Raw genomic sequence first — 22,504 nt, forward strand, 5'->3', positions numbered from 1 at the left:
CCTTGAGGGAGCAGTCGAATGCAGGGCTGGGCAGACAGATGGCCGCTCATCGGGCGACAGCCATTCATGGATTCCTTCGCCCGGGACCTGTCCGACGGACACACCCGAGGCTGGATGATCTGCGGGCCGGCCGGAGTGGGTAAGACCCGCCTGGCTGACGAGTTTCTGGAACTGGCAACCGCCCAGAGCGGACGACGCACTGCGAGGGCCGTAGTCGGCAAGGCTGCCGGGCAGGTACCCCTCAGTGCGATCGCCCACCTGCTGCCCCCGGACGTCGACCTGGCAGACCCGGTCAGCGGCTTCCGAGCCGTCGCCCGGACCATGGCCGCAGAGCCAGGCAAGCCCACCGTGGTCTTCGTCGACGACATGCACCATCTGGACAGCTCATCAGCCGTCCTGCTCGGCCAGCTCCTGGACTCCCAAGTCATTGTCCTGGTCGGCACCGCCCGCACTGGTGAACCAGTCAGTGACGCTGTCGAGGCCCTACTGCGACGCGGGGACCGCGTCCGCCGCATCGACCTGTCCCACATGGACCGCACCCAGGTCGAGACACTCGTCCAGCGCGTCCTCGGCGGCCTCGTCGGCCGCCGCACCCTGCACGCCCTGTACACCGCAAGCGGTGGAAACGTCCTTTTCCTGAAGGAACTCGTCCTGGGAGCCGTCGAAGCAGGCACCCTCAGCCTCAACGGCGAAGTCTGGGAGATCCCCGATCACTGGCTCGCCGTCACCCCTCACCTCAACGATCTGATCACCGCCAAGATCGCGGCGGCGCCGCCCGCGGCGCTCCCGCTCCTGCAAGCCCTTGCCCTCTGCGGCCCCCTGTCCGTGACCGACGCCGCATCTCTCATCGACCGCGCTCACCTGGCCGAAGTCGAGAGCTCAGGCATCATCCGGGTCACCCCGAACGGACGAAGAATCACCGTCGCGCTGTCCCACCCCCTGTACAGCGAGGTCATAGCCGCTGGTATCTCACCCCTACAGCGCTACGACCTCGGTCTGTGCCTGGCCGAGCGTCTCGAAACCCACGGACTCAGACGCCGCGACGACGCCCTGCAGGTCGCCTCCTGGCGACTGGCGGCCATCGGCACCGCCGACCCCGCCCTCCTGGCCCAGGCCGCCGCCATCGCCATGAACGCCAACGACAGCGAACAGGTCATCCAGCTGCTCACCGCGATCAAACCGGACCAGCACACCCTGGAGACCCGGATCCTGCTGGGCAGAGTGCTGACGTACACCGGCCGCCTGGAACGCGCCGAAGCGGTCCTCGCCGACGCCGACGCCCACGCCCGCGACGATCAGGAGAAGATCACCGCAGTAACCGCCCGGAGCATGAACCTGTTCTGGTCCAGCCCGCGACTCGACCAAGCACTCTCCGTGTGCGCCGAGGCCCGCACAGTGCTGCGAAGCCGGATGGCGAAGCAACAGCTGCATTACTTGGAAGGAGCCTTCCAGGCTGTCTCCGGGCTGCCCAAGGCCGGGCTCCAACTGCTCGACAGCCTCCCCGGAGCCCCGCATCAGGAGAGCCCTGACATCTGGCTGCTGGCGGCGACCAGCAAATCCCTGGGCCTGGCCGCTGTCGGCCGCGTGGCACAGGCCAGGGCGCTGGCCGAGCACGGGCACACCATGCACCAGGCAATCGGCGGAGGAACGCTTCTGCCGCATCCCGCGATCCAACTGGCGCCGCTCGTGCTGGCGCTCTCGGAGGCCGGTCTGATCGGTGAGGCCCGCGAGACCTGCCTGAGCGCTTTTGACACGCTTCATGATTCGCCCTCCCCCCTCGGCCGCCAGTGGCTCGCCTACTTCATCGCGCGAACGGAGTGGCTGGCCGGGCGCCCCTCCAGTGCCCGCCGCTGGTATGCGGAAGCCGCCGCCATCGCGCGTACGCACCAGCACACCAGGACCACCAGGCTCTACGTATCGGGTTTGATCGCCTGCGCGGCACTGGCCGGCGACATCGACACGGCCGAGTCCCTGCTCCCGCAACTCGAACAACACGCACCGAGCGGGTTCATGGCCGGCGAGGAGACTCTCGGCACTGCCTGGCTGCACGCCGCCCAGGGCAAGCTCAGCCGCGCCCGCGACGTCCTGCGCACCGCGGCCGACGACGCTCGTCGCACCGGCCACACCCTGTCCGAGGTCCTTCTGCTCACCGACATCGCACGCCTCGGTGACGCCGTGAGCGTCCAGCACCGCCTCACCGAACTCGCGACCCAGTGCGACGGAGCCCTCACCCACACCCGCGCACGGTTTGCCACCGCCCTCGCCGACAACGACCCAGGCCGCCTCATGGAGTGCTCACACGCTTTCCAGCAGATGGGCTCGCCCATCCTCGCCGCTGAAGCATCAGCCGCATCAGCCGGCGCCTGGACCCACCAGGGCGACCCCCGCAAAGCCACCGCCGACGCCACTCGGGCCGCAGCCCTCGCTGCCCAGTGCGAAGACGCCCGGACCCCGCTCCTGTCCACGCTCGGCGCCCCCTCCGTCCGCCTGACCAAACGCGAACAAGAGATCGCCCTGATGGCCGCCGCCGGGAATTCCAGCAAAACGATTTCCGAACACCTCACGCTTTCCGTCCGAACCGTCGACAACCACCTCCAGCACATTTATCTCAAACTCGGCGTACGCACCCGGGCCGACCTCGCAAAAGCCCTTGAATACGAAGCGGGCCGCCAACAAAAATCACCTTGAGTGTGACCTACTGCAACTATTCCGCCAGTCAAACGGGAACGTCTTGTTCTTCAGGTGGAACGGCGGCCCCATGTCGGACCTATGGCTTCTCCGGAACTGAGACGGCCGAGAATCTGCACCGGAAGACCGTCCAGCAGTTGGGTGACGCCTGCTGTGTCGCAACCGGCACCCAGCAGCTCCCGATCTGCGATGAGTGCAACGCTTTGGCGCTGCGTTCATTCCAATTGCGCCGCCCAGGCTTCCCGAGCGGGGCCGCCTGGCCCACGCCACCGCCTACAGTGCCCGTGGTTGTTCCACGCTGCCGAGAGGGCCTCACGTCTCGCACTCAGCTGCTTCTTGTTCGAGGTCAGGATGATCGAGCCCTTCTCGTAACGCTTCGAGATGACCTGGAAGACCAGGTTCGCCTCGGCGCGTTCGAGGGGCTGGTAGCCGACCTCATCGACCACGAGAACGCCGGGCCGCAGGTAGGAGCCGAGTTTGCTGGTCAGCCGGCCTGCTGCCTCGGCGGCCCTGAGATGGCGGACCATGTCGTCGAGGGTGGTGAAGTAGACCGAGAACCCGGCTCGGCAGGCAGCGACCGCCAGGGCGACCGCGATGTGCGTCTTGCCCACCCCGGGCGGACCCAGCAGGGCCGCGTTGGCCTTGGCCTCGATGAACGAGAGAGTGGCCATGTCCTTGATCTTGCGCGGGTCGAGGTCGGGTTGGAACGAGAAGTCGTAGTCATCCAGCGTCTTGTGGTGCGGCAGCTTCGAGAACAGCAGAGACCGGCGGAAGCGGCGGTCGTCGCGGACCGCGAGTTCCTCGGACAGCACCAGGTCGAGGAAGTCGAGATAGCCGAGCTTGCCCTCCTCCGCCCGGCGGGCCAACTGGTCCAGCCCGTCGGCGAGATGGGGCAGGCCGAGCTTGGTGGCCGTGGTGCGGATGCGGTTGCCGGTCAGCTCGCTCAAGACGATTCCTTGCTCTGGGGAAGGGAGTTGAAGGGCCGGGTGCCGGTGAGTTCGTCATAGACCGACAGCGGCCGGAGGCCAACCTCGATCCGGGTGGCCGCGGCCCTGTTGAGCAGTGCCTGGAGCGGTCCGGCGCCCTGCCCGGAGGTGGCGTTCCGCTGCGGCGGGGAGAAGGACACTTCGGTCGTGGTCCGCCGGTTGTTCCCCTCGGGCAGTCCACTCCAGTGGCTCTCGTCGACGACGCGGACACCACGGCCGACAGCCCTCGCATGGACGGCCAGCAAACTGTCACTGCTGGCGGCCGCAGTGGCCGAGTGCAGGCTGATCTGCGACTTGGTGGCCCGGATCTCCACCAGCTGGCGGGGGCGGACCTTGCGTGCCGGGACCGAGTAGAGGTTGCCGTCGAAGGCGACGAGGCAGTCCTTGCCGACATGCCGCAGTTGCCGTTCGGCCACCAGATAAGGGGTGGGTGGCAACGGCTTGAGGGCCGCGTGGTCGCGGGCGGCCCGATGTCCGATGACCTCGTGGTGGGTTGCATGGGTGCGGGCGCGTCGCTGCGGCACCCAGGCCATGAACGCGGCGTCCATCTCCTCGGTGGAGGAGAAGGCCCGTCCTGCGAGCACGTGGTCGCGGACGATCAGGACCTGGCGCTCGACCCGGCCCTTGCCGGTGGGCCGGCAGGCGGCCAGCACGTCGATGTCAAAGTCGTAATGGCCGGCGAAACCCACCGCCTCCGGATGCAGCGGGACCGCTTCACCTGGCGCGACATGCCGGCGGACGACGGTTTTGGTCCGGTCGTAGATGATCGACATTGGCACCCCGCCGTAGTGGGCAAACGCCCGCCGGTGGCAGTCGAAGAAGGTCTGCAGATCCTGGCTGGTGGTGAAGCAGCAGAACGGGTCGCGGGAGTACGACAGGGTCATGTGGAACGAATAGACCTTGGGGATGCCCAGGTGGGCGAGGACCTTGCCTTCGTCGCCCCAGTCGACCTGGGCCTGAGCCCCGGGCACGACCTCGAAGCGGCGGTGCATGCCCGCCAACTCCCGCGGCGCGATGCCCAGTTCCTCGGCGACTCGTGGACGGGCTTCCTGCAGATAGAGCTTGACGCGCTGGTAGTTGATGGTGGAGCCGTAGTCCTTCACCAGGCGCTCGTGCACCACCGCACCCTTGATGAGGATCTCCGCCTTGAGCATCGCGTCGATCAGCGGCGCGACCTCGTCCACCGCCCTCTTGCGTGGCCGACCGTTCGACACCCTCCTCGGCGGCGCGGCCGGGGCCTGCCCGGACAGATACTTGCGGACCGTCTTCCTGTTCAGGCCCGTCTCCTTGGCGACCTCCGTCAGAGTCACCGCACCGGACTCGAACAGGGCACGGAAGCGCCGGAGTTCCAACCAGCGTTGCGGGTCCAAGACCATCGTCAGCTGCCCTCCGCCGCCCCTTACCAACCAGCAGCAGAGTGCCGAGCAACAGGACTCACCGCATCAACAAGCGGCCCTTTTCACTCGTACGTAGCTGGCCGCGTTCACACGTACGGCGACACATCTTGTAGACGCGTATCTGCTCGACCGCTCCGTCGCCCCTCTTGGGCACCGCGGTGGCACGTTCGCTGACCACGGCCTGGGCGGCGGCCTCCGCGTCGACGGTGTCGTTCTTGCCGCGCGAGCGGCGCTTGGCCCGGTCCGGGCGGTTGACCTCGGTCACCTGAACGCCCTGGCTGAGCAGGTACCGGGCCAGCCCGGCCCCGTAGGAGCCCGTTCCCTCGACGCCGGCACGCCGGACGTCGCCGAACTTCCTTGCCCAGCTCAGCAGCTCGGCATACCCAACTGCCGTCGCCGGGAACGGGGAACTGCCCAGGACACGGCCGAGCTGGTCGGTGACCGCGGCAACGTGGACGTCCTTGTGGGCGTCGATGCCCAGGACCGTCTCCGGCTGGACGGACACGGTGGGCAGGGACAGGACTGCGGCGGTCATCGGCACCTCGATCGGCAACAGGGCTGGGTGGTTGGTGCCGGACCGGACCTGCGGTCAGAACTGTGACGGTGCCTGTTGCGAGGCCCCTATCTGGACACGCGGGCCCGGTCCGGCACCAAGCGCTGACCCGCACCCGGCAGGCGACAGATCGGGACCAAGGCACGAGGCCAGTTGCGGGACAGGTCAGCCCGCCGAGAGGATCAGCACCCGCACATACTCACAGTTGCGGGAGTTGCCACTGCCCCGGCCGGCTGAGTCGTGCTTCTCATAGCCGAGGTGATCAGTGATCTCACCTTCCAGGGCGGACTCCAGGACCCGCTTGGTCAGCTGCTGCAGCAGCCCGCCCTGCCCGGTCAGCCGCAGTCCCTCTGACCGGGCCCGTTCCACCAGCATCGCCACCAACTGCTCGTCCGACACGGGCACGGGCGGCCCGGACAAGTCCTTCTCTACAGGCTCCACGGTCTCCAACTCCACGGCGGTGTCAGTCACTCGACGTCTCTCCCATGATCGTCGGATCCGCCGTTAGATTTACACTCCCGTCACCCTCCGACCGCTCGCTCCACCCCGCCTCACCAGCGGACCACCACAAATAGATCGACGGGGACACAGCCGGAAGCCTTCACCACACCGAGTGAAGATCACCAACAGCATCCCGAATGTGAGACAGAGCCGCCCGTTTGACAGACCCACCCCCCGAAACGGAGGTGCGCCTGCCGCTCGGCAAGCCGTGGCGTCTGGGCAAGCGGACCTACGGACAGGCCGCGCTGGGCATCAACAGCGAGCTCGGTTCGGCCCTGGATGAAGATCAAGAAGACGAGTTGATGATTTGTACGCCCCGGGTCGCTCCATCTGGAAATTTCGCCCGCTGGCGTCGAGCACCGTATGCCATGACCCCGATCGCCAATAGGCACCATCCCGCAGCGGTGAAGACACCGAGACGGAACTGGTCTTGGCCGTCGAACAGCTGGCTGGCGAAACCGCCACCCACTGTATTGTTAGTGGCGTGAAACAGCATTGCGATGAAAACGCTATCGCGTGCCGAATGAAATATTGCCGCGACTACGACACTGGCAGCCATGACCACAATGACATCTGACCACAGAATCTGCCCTGTAAGAAATAGGGGACCGTGCCAGAAGACCCATAGTAGACCTAGAACGAGAGGGCCTGCGAGCCGACCCGCACGTTGCTCAATCCGGCCCAAAGCAAATCCTCGGAATCCTGGCTCCTCCCATGCTCCGCCGAAGCCAGGGATTAGGAGCCCAATCAGCAGTGCGGTGGGAATTCCGGTCCACAGTGCGAAATCTGCGGCGGCTGGCCTTGCTGCACCTGTGGCTAGGTTGACTGCGATCGCACTTCCACTGATTAGCGAAGGCACGCTGATTGCAGCGAGGTAGCAGCGCGGCCTGACGCGCCAAAGCATCATCGCTCGAAACAATCGCCTGACTCCCTCGCGGCCCTCAGTCACGCTGAGCACCGTCACGGCTGCGGCGCAGGGACCAAATCCGGCGATTGGCTGTGGCGACCACCCTTCCGCGTACAGCACAGCCGGCCACCAAGACATTACGCAGGCCAAAATAAAGAAGCTCACCAGAGGAGCTCGCTTAATAGATGCAGCAAGAGATTTTACGCGAAAAAGTGTTGCACCTTCAGGAGAGCGCTGTCCAGGAGTTGGACTTACACGTGTCGACACTTTGATCCCCTCGCCAGTAAATTGATGACCCCAAAACTTGGCCAAAATCTCCGACCAGCTTGATGAGGCGACCATCCCGATGCAGTCCGCATCAAACGACGTCAGTGGTCGCTGCCCTGCCCGTTCGGGAGTAAAGAAGGTCCGGGCCTGGAGCGTCTCGGTGGCTTCGGCGCTGGCGCATCGCAGGGATGCCACGCCGTCGCGGCCGACCATCACAAGTCCGGGCGGCTGATCGGTGGCTCAACAGTGACGGCGGGGGCGGGTGACGAGTTCTCCGCCGCAGTTGGGGCAGGTGCCCTGCATGGCGTCGCTGCAGGACGTGCAGAATGTGCACTCGTACGAGCAGATGTGGGCGGCTGAGACATCTGCAAGGAGCGGACGTTCGCATCGTTCGCAACGGTCACGCATTTCCAAGGACATGGTTCTCCTGGCTCGTTAGGGAAAGACCGTAGCGAAGTAAGGCGCAGGGTCGGAATTTTGCGAAGTCGGAACCTTTATGCGTGTGCTCGTTTCGGCTACGGATGCTTTTGACTGGATTAGCCCTCATGTGGTGTCGGGCGGGTTTGCATTTCCGGGCCAAAGCCGCCGAGATCGAGGAGTCGAGAATTTTGAACCAAGTATTTGTATGCATCCGGGTCCCGTTGTCTGTCCACGTCTCCTGCAGGAGCGGACTTCCGAGGTTCAGTCCGCTCGCCCCCTGGCCTGGCGGCCTGGGCGGCCGAGACGAAGCTACGACGCGACTGGTTGCGCCGCCGGGCAGGGGGCCTGCAGACTCTCTGCGGTCGACAACCGTATGTCCGGGTCGGCTGCGGGTGTCAGGCGGCGGCAAGATCGGCCCAGTGGTCGATGAGGCCTTCGGGGTCCGCGCCGGCCCCGGTCTTGGCGGCGAGTGCGTTGATGATCGTGCCACCGCGGCCGTCGTGCTCGTCCGCGGGTCGAGAGGCCGCCCAGCCTGCAGGAGCGTTCCGGGGGCCACCGTCACTCACATGTACCTGAATGCCGCCTGAACTGTCAGCGGTGGTATTCGTCAGATGCAGGACCATAGGCGGAAGGGTGTGGGTGACGGCATTGGTGACGATCTCGGAGATCACCAGCAGGGCGGCGTAGATCTGGTCCTCGTGCAGCCCCCAGGCGGCCAGGACCGGTCGTGCCTCGTGTCGGGCAGTGGCAGGCGCAAGCGGAGTGTGTTCCAGGGGGAGACCGAACACGCGCTCACCGGCGGCAGCGGCCCGCAGTACCGTGCGTGACTGCGACGGGTGGGAGATCGTGGTGGTCGTCATCGTGCTCACTGCCTGATGCGGAGACTGGAACTGCTTTCCTGGTGCTTCCAGCACACTCCCTCCGGGTGCCGAAACCCTGAGTAGTCCATACCCAATGCAAGAGCGTGGAGCAGAGCAACACCCCGCGAGGACACCCTCCGTCGACCCCGCGCAGGTCATCGAGAACACCTTCGACCGCTTCCGACTCCCCGGCCACGGCGACATCTTCAACCCCGTCGGCAACGTCATTGCTGGCGTCCGGTACGCCGTCGCCGGCTGGGGAAGCATGTCCGAAATCTCTGCTGTTGTCTCCCTCCGCAAATGGGAGCACCACACCGGATACGACTGGCCAGGACAAGCTCTGGCAATGAGCACACACCTCACGCCCCGGCCAAATCTGTTACCAGTACTAACCCGCAGAACGACCTGCATCAACAAAGCCGGGGAGGTGCCCGAGAACGGTCCGAGGCCAAGGCCTTCGATCCAGCGAACGTTGTGTCAGCGAGGGCAGTGCCCGGGCCGAGGCGGGAGGGCCTATAGCTGACCGGAGAGGGAAAGCTGCAGCGGTTCCAGGCTGCTGGTGCCCGGCCCGGGAAGGCGACATCACGGACCGTCTCGGCTATGACAAGCGCGATGTGAGCGCGCACGAACGGCGATTCTCGCAAGGGTGTGCGTTCCCAGACTGTCCTCACTCTGGGTGCGAGGGTCGGGCCCTTGTTTTGGGAAAATGTCACGGCTTGTTCTCGTGCTTCCCTCAATGAGGGCTCGAGGTGGACAGCTCAGGAAAACTGGGTACCATCCGTCTATGGCTCAAAAAGTTGTGACCGTATACACGGATGACCTCACTGGCGCGGAATCGGAAGAGGTGCGGACGCACACCTTTTCCCTGGATGGTGTAAATTACGAAATCGACTTGGTCTCGGACAACTACGACAAGTTGTTCGAAGCGTTGGCCCCCTTCATTGAAAAGGGACGCAAGCTCGGCCGGGCAAAGCGGGCGGCTCGAACTCACGCAGCGTCGACCGACGGACCCAGCGCCGAGGAGCTTCGAGCGTGGGCCCGGGAGAACGATCATCCGGTCAATGACCGAGGACGTGTACCCGCCAACATTCGAGAAGCCTACGAGAAGGCTCACTGAGGTTGCGTCGCTTCAGGACCTGCCGCGATCTCTCCTCCAGTTGGGGACACTGGTAGCAGGTTTAACTGCGCGGACTATTGCATTCTGGGCAGTGCCAGCTGCATCCTGGCAGGTTTCCGCTTCTCGCGCCTGGCGATGCTTCAGTTGCTGATGTATGACCGCGAGTCCTCACGCTGTGCAGGGGGCTGTCGCGTGTATGCGGATGACATGCCGCGGGGAGAGTATCCTTGGGGTTACCTCTCTCCGAGGTAAAGCTGCCTTGTGTAGGGTTCTGAGAGTGCAATCAATGACACTTTGATCATCTCGGGGTTGGATTGCATAGTTTTCCGCTCGGATGAATATGCTCGTCACGCTAGCGTCTACGGGGTGTATCGCGCACTGGTGATGGACGTTGGCCACCTCAGCGAAACCTCGCTGCTGGCCACAGTTGCCGGGCTGCAATCACCTACATCGCAGCGCTCCGCGACCAGCTTGTTCAAGGACTGTTCGGGTGTGATCCCGTTAATTACCTGGTCATCGACACCTCGTCGTTGGTCTGTTCAGCTGGACCTGGTCCGGACTAGGAGCAGTGCCCGGGAAGCTGGCGCTCAACACGTAACCAGGCGTCGACGTTATCCTGGACGATTCACGATGTTTCCGCCTGCTCCGAAGCCGTGTCCACATCGCCCTGACTGAGTTCATAGATGGTGTCTGGCCGGCGAGAACACCTCTTCAACCAGCGACGGAGCCGTGCAGTGTGGTAGGACGCGATGAACCTTCCGGCAGGTAGGCAGCTGGAAGGAATAGCGGCTGAGCCTGATGTGGTGGCGGACGAACAGCGAAAGGCGGGTCACGTCCTCGTCGCGGATGTTGAACCCGTCCATGCGGAGCTGGGCAACGGCGGCGTCCATGTAGCGGGTGTGAACAGCACGAGGGCGCTGAGCACGAGGCCGAGGGCCTATCTCGTTTTCCATTGCGTCTTGATAGTTTTGGTGGGGCTGTCCGGAGCGGCCATGGAAATCACGGGCGAGCGCGTGGCGGCCTTCCTGAAGGTTGGCCTGCACCTTGGCGGCCGTACCCAGGCTCGTCCGCCAAGCGCAGGATGTGCAGAGTCTTGGCGATCCGCACGTAGTACGCGACCGCGTCCCCCAGCGGTATATGCCAGCCCTCGTGAGCGAGCATCCAGACGAGGTCGTAGGCGCGGACGGCTCTGTCCGATGCGGATGGGGGGTCCGGTCGGGCAGTTCCTCCAAACCCGATGGTGCTCGGCTCGAGCCCCGCGTTCCTGAGCAGCTGGTGCTTAATGTTCGAGGTCACCGGTTCGGACGACGCGCGTGCACACGCTGCAGTCGGATGTGCGAGAGGCCCGGACAATGCCAGCCTTGGGACCGTCTTGGGCAGCAACGTGGGCCTTGCAGCCGCCCGCATCAGCCGGGTGGTGGCCGCGCCGTCCCGTACCCGGCAGGTCGTCCCGTACCCGCCGCCGAGCGCGACCCTGCCGCGCTTGGCGCTATCCGGACGGCGCCTGTGGCGTGCCGGTGCCCAAGGGCCATCAGGCGCCATTCCGGCTCCTCGGATGTGATGGCGAGCTGTTCGCATTCCAGGCTGTTGGCGATGGCGCGGTCCCAGGCGCCGACCCACAGGTCGGAACCGGCCCAAAAGCTCAGGTACTTGGCGGGGCGACGCGTCCCTGAGTGCGAACAGCGGTGGTCGCGGCGATGGTGTCGGGGAACTCGCTGAGCAGTCCCTTGACGGCAACGGTGTACAGGAGGGCGGTGGCGGCGGGGAGGGCAGGGATGGATCAGAACTGGGTTTCCGTTTGGTGCTTCCGGATGTTCTGCCATCGGCGTTCGTAGCCGTGTGTGTGGTTGAGGATGTCGTCGGTGGTGATGGGCCTGTTGTATTGGGCGGTGATTCCGCGCTGGGCGCAGATCTGGGCCACGGTGTGCGGTGAGGGAACGGTGCTTTCGAGCCGGTGGTCCGCCCAGATCTCGTAGATGCGGAACGGCAGGAGGTACCGGCGCAGCGTGGAAGGGTTGACTGGGCTGCCGCCGCGCCCTGTTATGCCCTTGCCGGCGAGGTGTGCGGAGAGTTCCTTGCCGGAGGGCTGTTCGCCGTGCACCTCTTGGTAGTCCCTCCATGCGAGGTAGTACCGGTCGACCACAGTGAGACCACTGTCACTTCTCGCCTCTGGCTCCTGCTGCTCGTCGACGTCCGCGTTCACTTGTGTGCTGCGCGTTGCCTTGGCAGGGTGCGCTCTCGCGTCTGTGGGTGGTGCCGAGGCGCGGCCGTGATCCAAGCCGTCTCTGGGATGGGTGGGGTCGGCCGACGGTTCGTCGGCGGCTGACTCTCCATCGTCGAGGTTGTCGGGCTGTGCGTTTGCCGCGGCCTGTACGTCCTGTGCTGCGGGGAGTTCACCCGCTGCGGTGATAGCGCTGTCGTGCTCGAAGACGTAATGAGGCAGGGCGACCGCGTTCGGGAACCTGTCGTCCGTGAACTGGTCGATGCCGGCCGCGGCCAGGCCCACCGGGGCGGTCTCGGCGAGGGGGACGCCGTAGCGGGCCAGGCGCAGGGGCATCAGCGACTCCATGGGGGCTTTGCGGCGCCAGGAGCGGCCGAAGCGGGAGTGCAGACGGGCCTGGTAGACGAGCCGGTCCTGTTCGAGCTTGATGACCTGTTCGTAGGAGCGCAGCTCCCACAGCTTCATCCGGCGCCACAGCAGGAAGGTGGGGATCGGGGAGAGCAGCCAGCGGGTGTAGCGCACGCCCTCCATGTGCTTGTCGGCGGTGATGTCGGCGATGCGGCCGACCGCGTGCCGGGCGGCCTCGACGGAGACCACGAACAGCACCGGGATGACCGCGTGCATGCCGACGCCGAGCGGGTCCGGCCAGGCGGCGGCGCCGTTGAAGGCGATCGTCGCCACGGTCAGCAGCCAGGCGGTCTGGCGCAGCATCGGGAACGGGATGCGGATCCAGGTCAGCAGCAGGTCCAGGGCCAGCAGTACGCCGATGCCCGCGTCGATGCCGATCGGGAAGACGTAACTGAAATTCCCGAACCCCTTCTTGAGCGCCAGCTCACGGACCGCCGCGTACGAACCGGCGAAGCCGATTCCGGCGATGACGAGCGCACCGGCGACGACCACGCCGATCAGGAGTTTGTGCGGGCGGCCGAGCCCGGCAGGGAAGGCCGTTCCCGTGCCCGTGCGCTGCCGGTCTTTTCCGGCGGTCGCGGTCATGAGGCCGGCTCCTGTTTGTTTCTGCGGTGCAGGAGCTGGTTGATGAGCTGTTCTGTTTCGGTCTCCATCGAGCAGTCGAGGGCCGCGTTGACCTGTTGGATGCGGGCGATCGCGGTGTGTTGTCTCGCACTGAAACGTCCAAGATCTCTCTCACCGGAATGTCACCTGGAGAGCTCTGTTGAGCTGGCGTGTTGGTTCTATGACGTGACATTGCATGAAAGGTGATTGTGGCAAGTCGCGCAAATGCTCAGGACATTCCGATGCGAATCGCGTAGAAGATTTGATCTTGGTTCGTGTGTGAGCGTCACGGTCTTCGGTGACGGTGCGTTCTGCGTGTGCGCGCTGGCCTTCGAGGCGGGACGGCGGATCGCGTCCCGCCGCGGTAGGTCTCTGCGTGCACAGCCCGAACCCGCCCTGGTCGGCCGTGATGGGGGCGAGTGCTGCTGCACCTTCGCGTGTGCGGAATAGGCGAAATATCCCCGGGGTGTGCAGGTGCTGGTGACTGGTGCATCTCTGCGGGTGTGCGGACTGGACGCGCGTAGGCTCTTGGGTGCATCCGTCACGTCTGGTGCATCTCCGCGTGCGCGGAGTGGGCAGGGTGACGATCCGTGCGTTCGTTCCGTCGATCGGTGCATCCCTGCGTGTGCGGGCGGACACGCGCCAGCTGGACCTACCCCGCCTCACGGTTGGTGTATTGCTGCGCTGCGGGGTGAACTCGGCATCGCAACCAGCCTCGAAGTGCCCGAACGGTGCATCTCCGCGCGCGGGGTGGATCCGCATCTGAGGAAGCGGCAGGGCGGACGGACCGGTATATCTCGCGTGTGCGCGGGTGGGGCCTTCCTCGGCACGCTGGTAGGCCGCGTCGTACGGTGCATCTCTGCGCGTGCGGAGTGGACGGGACGGCCAGGAGGGCTCCCGGGGCGGTCATCGATGCATCTCCGCGCGTGCGGGGTGGCCGGTATGGGCGATGTCGATGACCCGGGCGATCACGGTGCATCTCCGCTCGTGCGGGCTGGACGCCGGAACCTACGAGGCGATGTGCGACACGGTCGGTGCATCTCCGCGTGTGCGGGACAGGCGCCGACACCACCGAGGCCGACTTCCTCGGCACCGGTGCATCTCCGCGTGTGCGGGACGGACTCTCTTTGACCTGCGCTTGTGTGGTGACTTTGCCGTTGTGTGATGTCGGTGTGGGCGGCGTGACTGAGGCAGTCTGTCCTATTTCCAGAGCCGATATTGCGGTCTTTGTGGCTATTTCACTCAAGAGGGCGGTTGTGGGAAGCAGTCGGCACCTGCCGGGGCGTGGCGGGGTAGAGGGCGACGTGTCCGGTTTCGGCAGCTGTCAGGAGGGGCGAGTATGGGGGTGGTGGAAGATGGCCGGATCGGCGGACTCACGTTGTGTCTGTGGGGTAAGTACTGTGCTCGGCACGGGCTGATCTATCCGGTGCTGTTCCACATGCTCGATACGGCTGCGGTGGCGGGGGAGTTGTGGGACCGGCTGCTGACCGGGCCGCAGCGCGCCGCTGTTGCGGCGGGGCTGGGGATGAGCCAGGCGCAGGCCCGCCGCGTGGTGATGTTCATCGCAGGCCTGCATGACTTGGGCAAAGTAAGCCGTTTCCAGGCCTGCGAGCCGGTTGCGTGGGCACGGGTCAGCGATGAGCTCCGGGCCGATGCGGGCCGCTGGAGATTGATGCGGCACGAGCGGGCTTCCGCGCATGCCCTGGTTGGGATCCTCGCGGAGATGGGCTACGAACTGTCCGGCGATGTCAGCCCGGCTGTGCGGATGGCGCAGATTGCCGGCGGTCACCACGGACGATTCCCGCAGCTCGATGTGTACGGAGCGGCCAGCGTGCGGCGCGTGCAGGTCGATCTCGGCGGCCGGTTGTGGCAGGAGATCCGTTACCGCTACGCCGCTCAGGTGCGGCATCTGACGGGTGCCGAAGCGGTGCCGGAGCGGGTGTCGGTCACGGCGGCGGTGCTGATGACCGGGCTGGTGATGGCCGCCGACCGGCTGGCCAGCCAGCGCAAGGTGTGGGCGCCGCGGGCGGATGCGCCCGCCTACGGTGCGGCCCAGCATTTCGCCTGGGCGCGGTGGAAGGCCCGTGAGGTGGTGGAGGAGTCACGGCTGGCACGTATCGAATTGCCGGTGCTGCCGTTTACCGCCGCGCATCCCCACCTGCGCGCCCCGAACCCACTTCAGGCATCAATCCTGGACAGCCTTCCCCGGCTGGCCGGTGCGCGGGGCGCCGGGATCCTGCTGGTCACCGACGGTACCGGCGCGGGCAAGACCGTCACCGCCCTGGAAGCGGCCCGCATCCTCAACGACGCGTGCGGCAGCCGGGGACTGTGCTTCCTGCTGCCCACCACAGCCACCGCGGACGCCGTCTACGACACGCTGTGCGGCTACCTTCATGCGCACCGACCTACCCCGGCCGTCCTCACGCTCGTGCACAACCACAGCTGGCTGAACGCCGCCTACTCCGATGAGATGCTCGCCCCCGGCGACGTCCCCGCCTGCACCGGCGACGACCCCCACACCGACGAAGACGATGACGACGACTGCCGGCCGACCGGCAACGGTGGGAAGAGCGGGACCTGGCGGCGGATCCTCCCGGACGGCTGGGTACGCGGCTGGGACCGCGCGCTGCTGGCCCAGTTCACCGTCGCCACCGTCGACCAGGCACTGATGGCCGCGCTCCCGGTCCGCGACAGCGCCCTGCGGATGCTGTCCCTGTCGGGCAAGTGCGTTGTCGTCGACGAGGCGCACGCGCTCACCGCGTTCAGCCGGCGCATCCTGCTGCGGCTGCTGCACTGGCTCGGTAGCCTGCGCACTCCGGTGATCGTGTTGTCGGCGACACTGCCGGGACAGACGGCACGCGAACTCGTGTACTCCTACCTGACCGGTGCCGGACACCGCAGACGCGATCTGATCGCGCGCGAGGACGAGTTCACCGTGCCCTACCCGGGCTGGCTGTTCGCCGACGCCGCCACTGCCCAGGCCGCCGTGATCCCTGCGGATGTGCGCACGCGGCACGCCGCCGCCCAGCAGCGCACCGTCACAATCCGGTTGGCCCCGGCGCGCTACCGGCGCCTCGACGTTCCGGCACGCCGGGCCAGAACGGGGGAGCGGCTGGCCCGTATTGCCGCGGAGGTCGGCCCCGTGGCACGGCTGGGCGGATGCGCCGTCATCGTGTGCGCCACGGTCGCCGATGCCCAGGACACCTACCGCTACCTGCAGCAGTTCCTTGAATGGCCCGCAGGCCCGCAAGACCTGCTGCTGGTACACGCCCGTTTCCCCGGCCACTGCCTCGAACGGGCACTGGCGCAGGTCCGTACCCAGCTCGGCCCGTTCGGGCCGCGCCCCGAACGGCTGGTGGTGGTCACGACCAGTCTGCTGGAACTCAGCCTCAACATCGACGCCGACCTCGTGGTCAGCGACCTCACCTCGCTGGCCCGGCTGATCCAGCGCGCGGGACGGCTGTGGCGCTTCGAACAGGCCTGGCAGAACGAACGTCCCCCCGGCATCACCCCGCGTCCGCCCTGGATCCAGGCCCGCGGCCCCCGCCTCACCGTCATGCACCCCGTCGACCACGACCGCACCACCCTGCTGCCCGACGCCTGGGCCACAACCGACCACCCCTACCTCCAGCACGCCAGCGCCCACCTGCTCACTCTGCCCGGCCCCCAGCGGATCACCCTGCCCGAGCACGCCCAGCACCTGGTCGAACTCATCCACCAGTCCGGACTGCCGGCCACCTGGTCCGGACCGCTCGCCTCCCTCCACGAGCAACACCTGGCCGCCGAGCGGGCCCAGGAGCACACCAGCAACACCCACCTCATCCCCCCGCACGACCGTGTCGCATCCCTGTCCGACCTGCACCGCCAGAACCTGACCGCTGCCCAGGCCGCCACCCGCCCGCACGACCGGCCCCGCCGCATCCTCGCCTCCTACCAGCGCCCCGGCCACCCGCCCACCCTCGACGCAGCAGGCCGCTTTCCCCTGCCCCAGGGACCTCACCTGCGCCCAGCCGCCATCCGCACCGTCCTGCAGCACACCGTGCCGGTCCCCAGCGCCTGGGCAGCCGCCGCCACCCAGGACCACCACGGCCCGGACGCCTGGCAACAGCACCCCCTGCTCGCCGACCTCGTCCTCCTCCCGCACGACCCGGACCGTCCGTGCCCAGTCCAGCTCGGCCGCCACCAGCTGCACATGGACGACGAACTCGGCCTCATCCACGGCGAATCGGCCCCCGCGGCGCACTGAGGCCCGCCGCAAGACAGGTCGCAGAACCCTGACACAGTCATGGCCGGCCTCACCCTGCCCGTGGAGGTCCGGCGCTGCTGAGGTACATGCGAACCGGGTACAGCGCACGGCGGAGCACACGGCGCGCAGCGTCCCCCGTCGCGCGCCCGGCCCGTACGCCAGCCGTTGATCACACTAGTTCGCAGGCTCTGTACGGCAGTTCACCGCGGATGTTTCCCTTGATCCATGTGACGGTGCGTATCGCTCGTCACGGAATGTTTCCTTCTGCCGTTTCTGTGATCCCTCGGATCTGCTCCCGCCCCAGGAACCCGTCATCCACGGACCCAGCCCGGGCGCGCCCCTCCACGCCGCATCCAGTCCGTAGCGCTCTGCCCGAGCGCGTCGTCCCGCCTCCTCGCCATGGCCCCGCACAGCCCGGCAGGAAGCGAAGAGGGAGTGTTGGTGATGCCACCGCCGAGTTACCGGATCGACCTGAGTCCCTGCATCCCGGTGCGCTGCGGCAAGCACATCGAGTACGTCGGCTTACGTGAGCTCCTCACGGACGCCCACCGCATCGACGACCTGGCCCTGCCCCTGCCGCCCGCCCAGTCCGCCCTCTACCGCCTCCTCACCGCGATATGCGCCCCCATCACCGAACTCGACGACCCGGACCAGCCCATCAAGGACTGGCTGGAGCACCGGACAGAACTGCTCAGACGCACAGACGGCTTTGACCCCGACAGGGTGCACGCCTACTTCGATGCCGACCCCGACGCCTTCGACCTTTTCCACCCCGTACGCCCGTGGTGGCAGGACGTGGCACTGGCCGTCCAGTGCTCCAAACGCAGCGGGATCAACTCCCTCATCTACGGCCGCGCAGCCGGCCGCAACCTGGTCTGGTTCAACCCCCGTCACACCGACACCGATCCCCAGCCCGTGCCCGCCAGGGAAGCACTGTGGAACCTGCTCGCCTACCACTACTACGGGCCCTCCGGGCGGGCCACCGTACGCACCGTCGACGGTGTGAGCGGCGGACAGCTGCAAGCCGGCCCGCTGCGCTCCACCGTCTCCTTCCACCCCCGCGGCCGCACCCTGTACGAGACCCTCCTGCTGCACCAGGTGCCCTACCGCGGCGACGACCAGGCCCCCGGCAGCGACGCCTGCCCCTGGGAACAGCCCGCCGCCGATCCGCTGCAGGCACCGCCGGAGGCGACCTGGCCCAGACGGCTGCTGACCGGCCGCTCACGGCACGCCGCACTCCTGGTTCCCGACGAGAGCGGCGAGCACGTCACTGACGCCTACCTGACCTGGGCCACCCAGCACCCCCCGCTGGAGGCCACCGACCCCTACCTCGTCTACGACATCAACCCCGCGGCACCCGCGGAGCGCCGACGCAGCCCGCGCCGCGCAGACGCCGACTACGCCAAGTTCCGGGCCCTGCCCGCGCTGGCACTCGCCGGTGACGAACACCGGCCGGGCTGCCGGCCCGAGGCATTCACCACGATCAACAGCCTTCCCCAGGACACCCGCACCAGCCTGCGCGTGTGGGTGTGCGGATTCGACCAGGAAGGCCAGGTCAACAACCGCATCTGGTACACCAGCCTGACCCCGCCGATCTGGCCGCTGGCCCAGGAGAACGACCCCGTCAAGGCCTCCCGCATCGTCGAATGCTGCGCCGCCGCGGAAACCCTGGGCGCCGCCCTGCGCCAGGCAGCCGACCAGGCCTGGAAGGACACCGGCCTCACCCGGCGCACGGCAGCCCGACCCCGAAAGGGCGCCGGGAAAAGGGACGCCAGTCTGTGGGCCAGCCAAGCACTCGCCGGCTACTGGCCGCGCGCCGAGCAAGCCTTCTGGCAACTCGTCGACGACACACGGCCCGCTTACGGGGTGTTCGCCGCCGCGGCCATCACGGCACTGTCCGAGACCACCCGCGACGCCCTCAACCGCCTGCCCAAGGCCGGCCCGGCCCTGGCCCGCGCCGCGCAGAGCCTGCGACGCGCCGGCACAGCCCCCGACGACACGCTCCGCCCGACCGGAGGACCGCATGCCCAGCCGTGACGAACGTCGCTGCCACTACGACGCCTTCGTCGCCCACGTCCGCGGCCTGTGCCGCACCCCGCGCATCCGCAGCCGCCTGGAGAACGGCCGCGGCCAGCCCCTCACCGAGTGCCCACGTATGGACGCCTACCTCGTCAAACCCTGCCAGGGCTTCGGCGCCCGCCGCGCCCACTACACGATCGCCTCCCTGATCGCCCTGGAACGTCCCGTCCCGGACTGGACCGAAACAGCCCCCTCCTTGCCAGCGCACCGTGGCCTCATCCTGGACGGCCCCCTGGAATCCGAATCAGCGCTGCTGGACGGCTGGTCGCGGCGCCCCAACCTCGGCCGGACCCTGGCCGACGCCGCCCGCGCACACCCCCACACTGCCGCAGGCTGGCAGCGCGAAGTGGAAGTGATGGGCGTGCTCTCCGCCGACCTGCTGCACACCCGGCTGCCCCACACGATCCGACGGCTGCTCAATCTCGGCCTGGCATGCGACTTCGCCCTGCTGCTCGAGGACCTCGCCCAGTGGGACTTCGACCCGCTGGAAGTCGCCGGCCGCTGGCGTCACGCCTTCTTCCTGACCGTCCCCGACACCCTCCTGGAGCTGTGATGCACACCCGCTACCTCGACATCCACATGCTTGAGCACAGGCCTCCGTCCTGCCTCAACCGGGACCAGCACAACGTGCCCAAGACCATGACCGTCGGCAACGCCAAGCGCATCATGGTCCCCGCCCAGACCCAACGACGCCCATTGCGCTTGGCACTCGAGGACACGCTCGAAGAGCCCGCTACCCGCACCCGCTACCTGCCCCCTCATGTCGCCGAGGCGCTGCGCGCAGCCGGCTGGTCCGAGGACCTGGCCCACTTCGCCGCCGGGCAGATCGCCCGCTCCGCCACCGCCAAGGGCCTGGACACCGACCCCAGGAACGGCCACCGCACCAACGTCATGCTCCTGGTCGCCGCCGACTCCATCGTCAAGGACCTCGCCGAGCTGTGCACCGATCACCGTGCCGACCTGGAGAAGGGCCTGGCCCGCCTCCAGAAGAAGCAAGAGCCCGACGACAGCGACGACACCAAGCCCGGCCGCGGCAAGCCGCCCGCCCTGCTGCCCACCGACAAGGTGGCCGCCTGCCTGAGCCGGCCCACGGCCACCATCCACCTCTTCGGCCGCATGCTCGCCGGCCTGACAGACGCCGACGTCCCCAGCGCCGTGCAGACCGCCCCCGCCCTCACCACGCACAAAAGCGATCTGCAGCCGGATTTCGTGACCGCGGTGGACGACTGGCTCGGCACAGGCGACCGCGGCAGCGCCTTCATGGACACCTCGTTCCTGACCAGCGGAGTGTTCTACCGGTTCACCACGGTCAACCTCACCGACCTGACCCGCAAACTCGACGGCGACCAGAACCAGGCGCTGCACCTGACCGGCCTGTTCATGCGCGCGGCCATCATGACCGTGCTCCCCGCGAAGCAGACATCCACCGCCCCGCACACCGTGCCCGACCTGGTCGCCTACGCCGTCCGCGACGGCCGCCCCGTCACCTACGCCAGCGCCTTCGAACAACCCGTGCAAGCCGCCCCCGGCGGCGGCTACCTCACCCCCAGCTACCACGCCCTGGACACCTGCGCCGGCATCACGCACCGGCTGACCGGAACCAGCGACCTCGTCGGCCATGGTTACGCCACCGCCCAGACCGGCGACGCAGCCCACCTCGGCACCCGGCACGACAGCTTCGACGCCCTCATCGCCGCAGCCCTCACCAACGCGGCCGCGCAAGCCACCGGCCAAACGCCGGCGGACGCCGCGTGAGCGCTCTGCTGCTGCGCCTCGCGGGCCCCCTGGCCGCCTTCGGCACCAGCGCCGCCTTCCACGACCGCGACACCGCCCCCCACCCCACCCGCTCCGCCCTGATCGGCATGTTCGCCAACTGCGCCGGACGCGCACCCCACCACGCCCTCGACCCCTTCACCGAGTTGCCCGGCCAGCCCTGCTACCAGGACCTGGGATTCCTCATTCGCATCGACCGGCCCGGCACGCCCCACACCGATTTCCACACTGTCGGCGGCGGCCACCCGCGCGACAAGCAGCTGCGCACCAGCGGCGGCCCCCAACGCCCCGAGGCGCAGTCCACCCTCGTCTCCCACCGCCGCTACCTCGCCGACCCGGTCTTCACCGTCGCCGTCACAGGCCCCACCCCACTCCTGCAGACCATCGCCGGCCACCTCCGCCACCCCCACAACGCCCCCTACCTCGGCCGCCGCACCTGCGTTCCCACCGAACCCCTCGTCCTGGCCACCGCCGTCACCGACCCCCTGGACGAACTCACCCACCGCACTCCGCTCAGCCTCGCCCGCCCACCCCGCCCCCACACCACCACCGTCAACGTCGACTTCATCCACGAAGACCCCCCACCCGACCCGTCCACCGCCATCGACCACTACGAACTGTGCGACCAGCCAGTGGACTTCACCCCGGGCGGCCGCCGCTATCACCCACGCAGCGTCTGGCGCACCCGCATCCCCCTGCCCGTAGCCCTCTACGCCGGCCCCGACCCCCTCACCACCCTCGCCGCCTACATGCACCCGGAGCAGCGATGACCCCCACCGCCACCCTCACCTGCATCCGCCTCAACACCGCCCACCACGCCGTACGCCGTGACTTGGCCGACCGCGTCCAGCTCCACAAAACGCTCATGCGTCTGACCCCCGGCACCCCCAGCCCCCACCCCCGCCGCGACGCCGGCCTCCTCTTCCGTCTCGACACCGACCACGACGCGCCCACTCTGCTCGTCCAGACCACCCAGCCACCCAACCTCGCCGGCCTGCCCGCCCGCTACGGCACCCTCGTCGCGGCCCGCGACCTCACCCCCGTCCTGCACGCCCTCACCCCCGGCCGCCACGTCCGCTACCGCATCACCGCCGTCCCCGTCCGCCACCTCCCCGGTCCCCCCTGCGGCCGACAACCCGACGGCCGCCTCCTGCGCCGCCGCGGCACCCCCACCGCCCTGCACGGACACGACGCCGCCCAGTGGTGGCAGCGCAGAGCCAGCCAGGCCGGCCTCGCCCTCACCGACATCAGCCTCACCCCCCGCACCTTCGAACGCTCCCCGCACACCCCCCACCGGCCCGGACTCGACCACCAGCTCATCCAGTTCGACGGACACGCCCGCATCACCGACGCCCGCCTCCTCGCCCAGAGCATCTGCCGCGGCATCGGCCGCGCCCAGTCCTACGGCGCGGGCCTGCTCAGCCTCGCCCCCGTCTGACCAGCACCACCACACCGGGCACAGCCATCCCCCGGGAAGG

General features: G+C 67.6%; 16 protein-coding genes and 1 pseudogene. 8 read left to right on the forward strand and 9 right to left on the reverse strand.

Annotated features, from left to right (window positions below; translation table 11 throughout):
* Positions 1-66: 66 nt before the first annotated feature.
* Complete coding sequence (locus tag ACZ4AA_RS34495) at positions 67-2,688, forward strand: LuxR C-terminal-related transcriptional regulator (protein WP_467611419.1); 2,622 nt, start codon at positions 67-69, stop codon at positions 2,686-2,688.
* A 215-nt stretch (positions 2,689-2,903) separates the two neighbouring features.
* Here the strand turns inward: ACZ4AA_RS34495 and istB are convergent, their stop codons facing one another.
* The 7 genes and pseudogenes from istB to ACZ4AA_RS34530 all read right to left on the reverse strand — a co-directional run bounded on the left by istB (position 2,904) and on the right by ACZ4AA_RS34530 (position 8,633).
* Positions 2,904-3,635 (reverse strand): IS21-like element helper ATPase IstB, encoded by a 732-nt coding sequence (istB, locus tag ACZ4AA_RS34500; protein ID WP_467611421.1) that lies wholly within the window; start codon positions 3,633-3,635, stop codon positions 2,904-2,906.
* Positions 3,632-5,050, reverse strand: a complete 1,419-nt coding sequence (gene istA, locus ACZ4AA_RS34505; protein ID WP_467611423.1) for an IS21 family transposase — start codon at positions 5,048-5,050, stop codon at positions 3,632-3,634. Before istA ends, istB begins: the two co-directional genes overlap by 4 nt.
* A 58-nt stretch (positions 5,051-5,108) precedes the next feature.
* Positions 5,109-5,606: an IS110 family transposase gene (locus ACZ4AA_RS34510; protein WP_467611425.1), complete on the reverse strand. Its 498-nt coding sequence runs from the start codon at positions 5,604-5,606 to the stop codon at positions 5,109-5,111.
* A gap of 222 nt (positions 5,607-5,828) precedes the next feature.
* A pseudogene (locus ACZ4AA_RS34515) lies at positions 5,829-5,999 on the reverse strand (transposase); the annotation flags it as partial.
* Positions 6,000-6,411: 412 nt separating this feature from the next.
* Entirely contained in the window at positions 6,412-7,512 is a 1,101-nt protein-coding gene (locus ACZ4AA_RS34520; RefSeq protein ID WP_467611427.1) for a CPBP family intramembrane glutamic endopeptidase, read from the reverse strand.
* A gap of 27 nt (positions 7,513-7,539) precedes the next feature.
* Positions 7,540-7,719, reverse strand: a complete 180-nt coding sequence (locus ACZ4AA_RS34525) for a DUF1272 domain-containing protein (RefSeq protein ID WP_467611429.1) — start codon at positions 7,717-7,719, stop codon at positions 7,540-7,542.
* Between the two features lie 395 nt (positions 7,720-8,114).
* Positions 8,115-8,633, reverse strand: coding sequence for an ATP-binding protein (locus tag ACZ4AA_RS34530; RefSeq protein ID WP_467611431.1), 519 nt, complete (start codon positions 8,631-8,633; stop codon positions 8,115-8,117).
* A gap of 730 nt (positions 8,634-9,363) precedes the next feature.
* Between ACZ4AA_RS34530 and ACZ4AA_RS34535 the strand changes: the two genes are divergently transcribed.
* A complete protein-coding gene (locus ACZ4AA_RS34535; RefSeq protein ID WP_467611433.1) occupies positions 9,364-9,696 on the forward strand; it encodes a histone-like nucleoid-structuring protein Lsr2 in 333 nt (110 codons plus the stop codon).
* Between the two features lie 677 nt (positions 9,697-10,373).
* On the opposite strand, the gene ACZ4AA_RS34540 is transcribed toward ACZ4AA_RS34535, so the two are convergent.
* Positions 10,374-10,739, reverse strand: coding sequence for a Tn3 family transposase (locus ACZ4AA_RS34540; RefSeq protein ID WP_467611435.1), 366 nt, complete (start codon positions 10,737-10,739; stop codon positions 10,374-10,376).
* 737 nt (positions 10,740-11,476) lie between these two features.
* On the reverse strand, positions 11,477-12,910 hold the full coding sequence (locus ACZ4AA_RS34545; RefSeq protein ID WP_467611437.1) for a DUF2637 domain-containing protein: 1,434 nt from the start codon (positions 12,908-12,910) through the stop codon (positions 11,477-11,479).
* A gap of 1,357 nt (positions 12,911-14,267) precedes the next feature.
* Here ACZ4AA_RS34545 and ACZ4AA_RS34550 point away from each other — a divergent pair.
* The 6 genes from ACZ4AA_RS34550 to cas6e all read left to right on the forward strand — a co-directional run bounded on the left by ACZ4AA_RS34550 (position 14,268) and on the right by cas6e (position 22,464).
* Positions 14,268-17,174 carry a CRISPR-associated endonuclease Cas3'' gene (locus ACZ4AA_RS34550; protein ID WP_467611439.1) on the forward strand — a complete coding sequence of 969 codons (2,907 nt, stop codon included), beginning with the start codon at positions 14,268-14,270 and terminating at the stop codon, positions 17,172-17,174.
* Positions 17,175-17,618: 444 nt separating this feature from the next.
* Complete coding sequence (gene casA, locus ACZ4AA_RS34555; RefSeq protein WP_467611441.1) at positions 17,619-19,211, forward strand: type I-E CRISPR-associated protein Cse1/CasA; 1,593 nt, start codon at positions 17,619-17,621, stop codon at positions 19,209-19,211.
* A complete protein-coding gene (gene casB / locus ACZ4AA_RS34560) occupies positions 19,198-19,806 on the forward strand; it encodes a type I-E CRISPR-associated protein Cse2/CasB (protein ID WP_467611443.1) in 609 nt (202 codons plus the stop codon). The genes casA and casB overlap by 14 nt, the downstream gene beginning before the upstream one ends.
* On the forward strand, positions 19,806-21,008 hold the full coding sequence (gene cas7e, locus ACZ4AA_RS34565) for a type I-E CRISPR-associated protein Cas7/Cse4/CasC (RefSeq protein ID WP_467611445.1): 1,203 nt from the start codon (positions 19,806-19,808) through the stop codon (positions 21,006-21,008). Before casB ends, cas7e begins: the two co-directional genes overlap by 1 nt.
* Positions 21,005-21,796, forward strand: a complete 792-nt coding sequence (gene cas5e / locus ACZ4AA_RS34570) for a type I-E CRISPR-associated protein Cas5/CasD (RefSeq protein ID WP_467611447.1) — start codon at positions 21,005-21,007, stop codon at positions 21,794-21,796. The genes cas7e and cas5e overlap by 4 nt, the downstream gene beginning before the upstream one ends.
* Positions 21,793-22,464 carry a type I-E CRISPR-associated protein Cas6/Cse3/CasE gene (gene cas6e, locus ACZ4AA_RS34575; protein WP_467611449.1) on the forward strand — a complete coding sequence of 224 codons (672 nt, stop codon included), beginning with the start codon at positions 21,793-21,795 and terminating at the stop codon, positions 22,462-22,464. The genes cas5e and cas6e overlap by 4 nt, the downstream gene beginning before the upstream one ends.
* The last annotated feature ends 40 nt before the right edge of the window (positions 22,465-22,504 follow it).

The organism is Streptomyces sp. NPDC024698, from assembly GCF_055559015.1.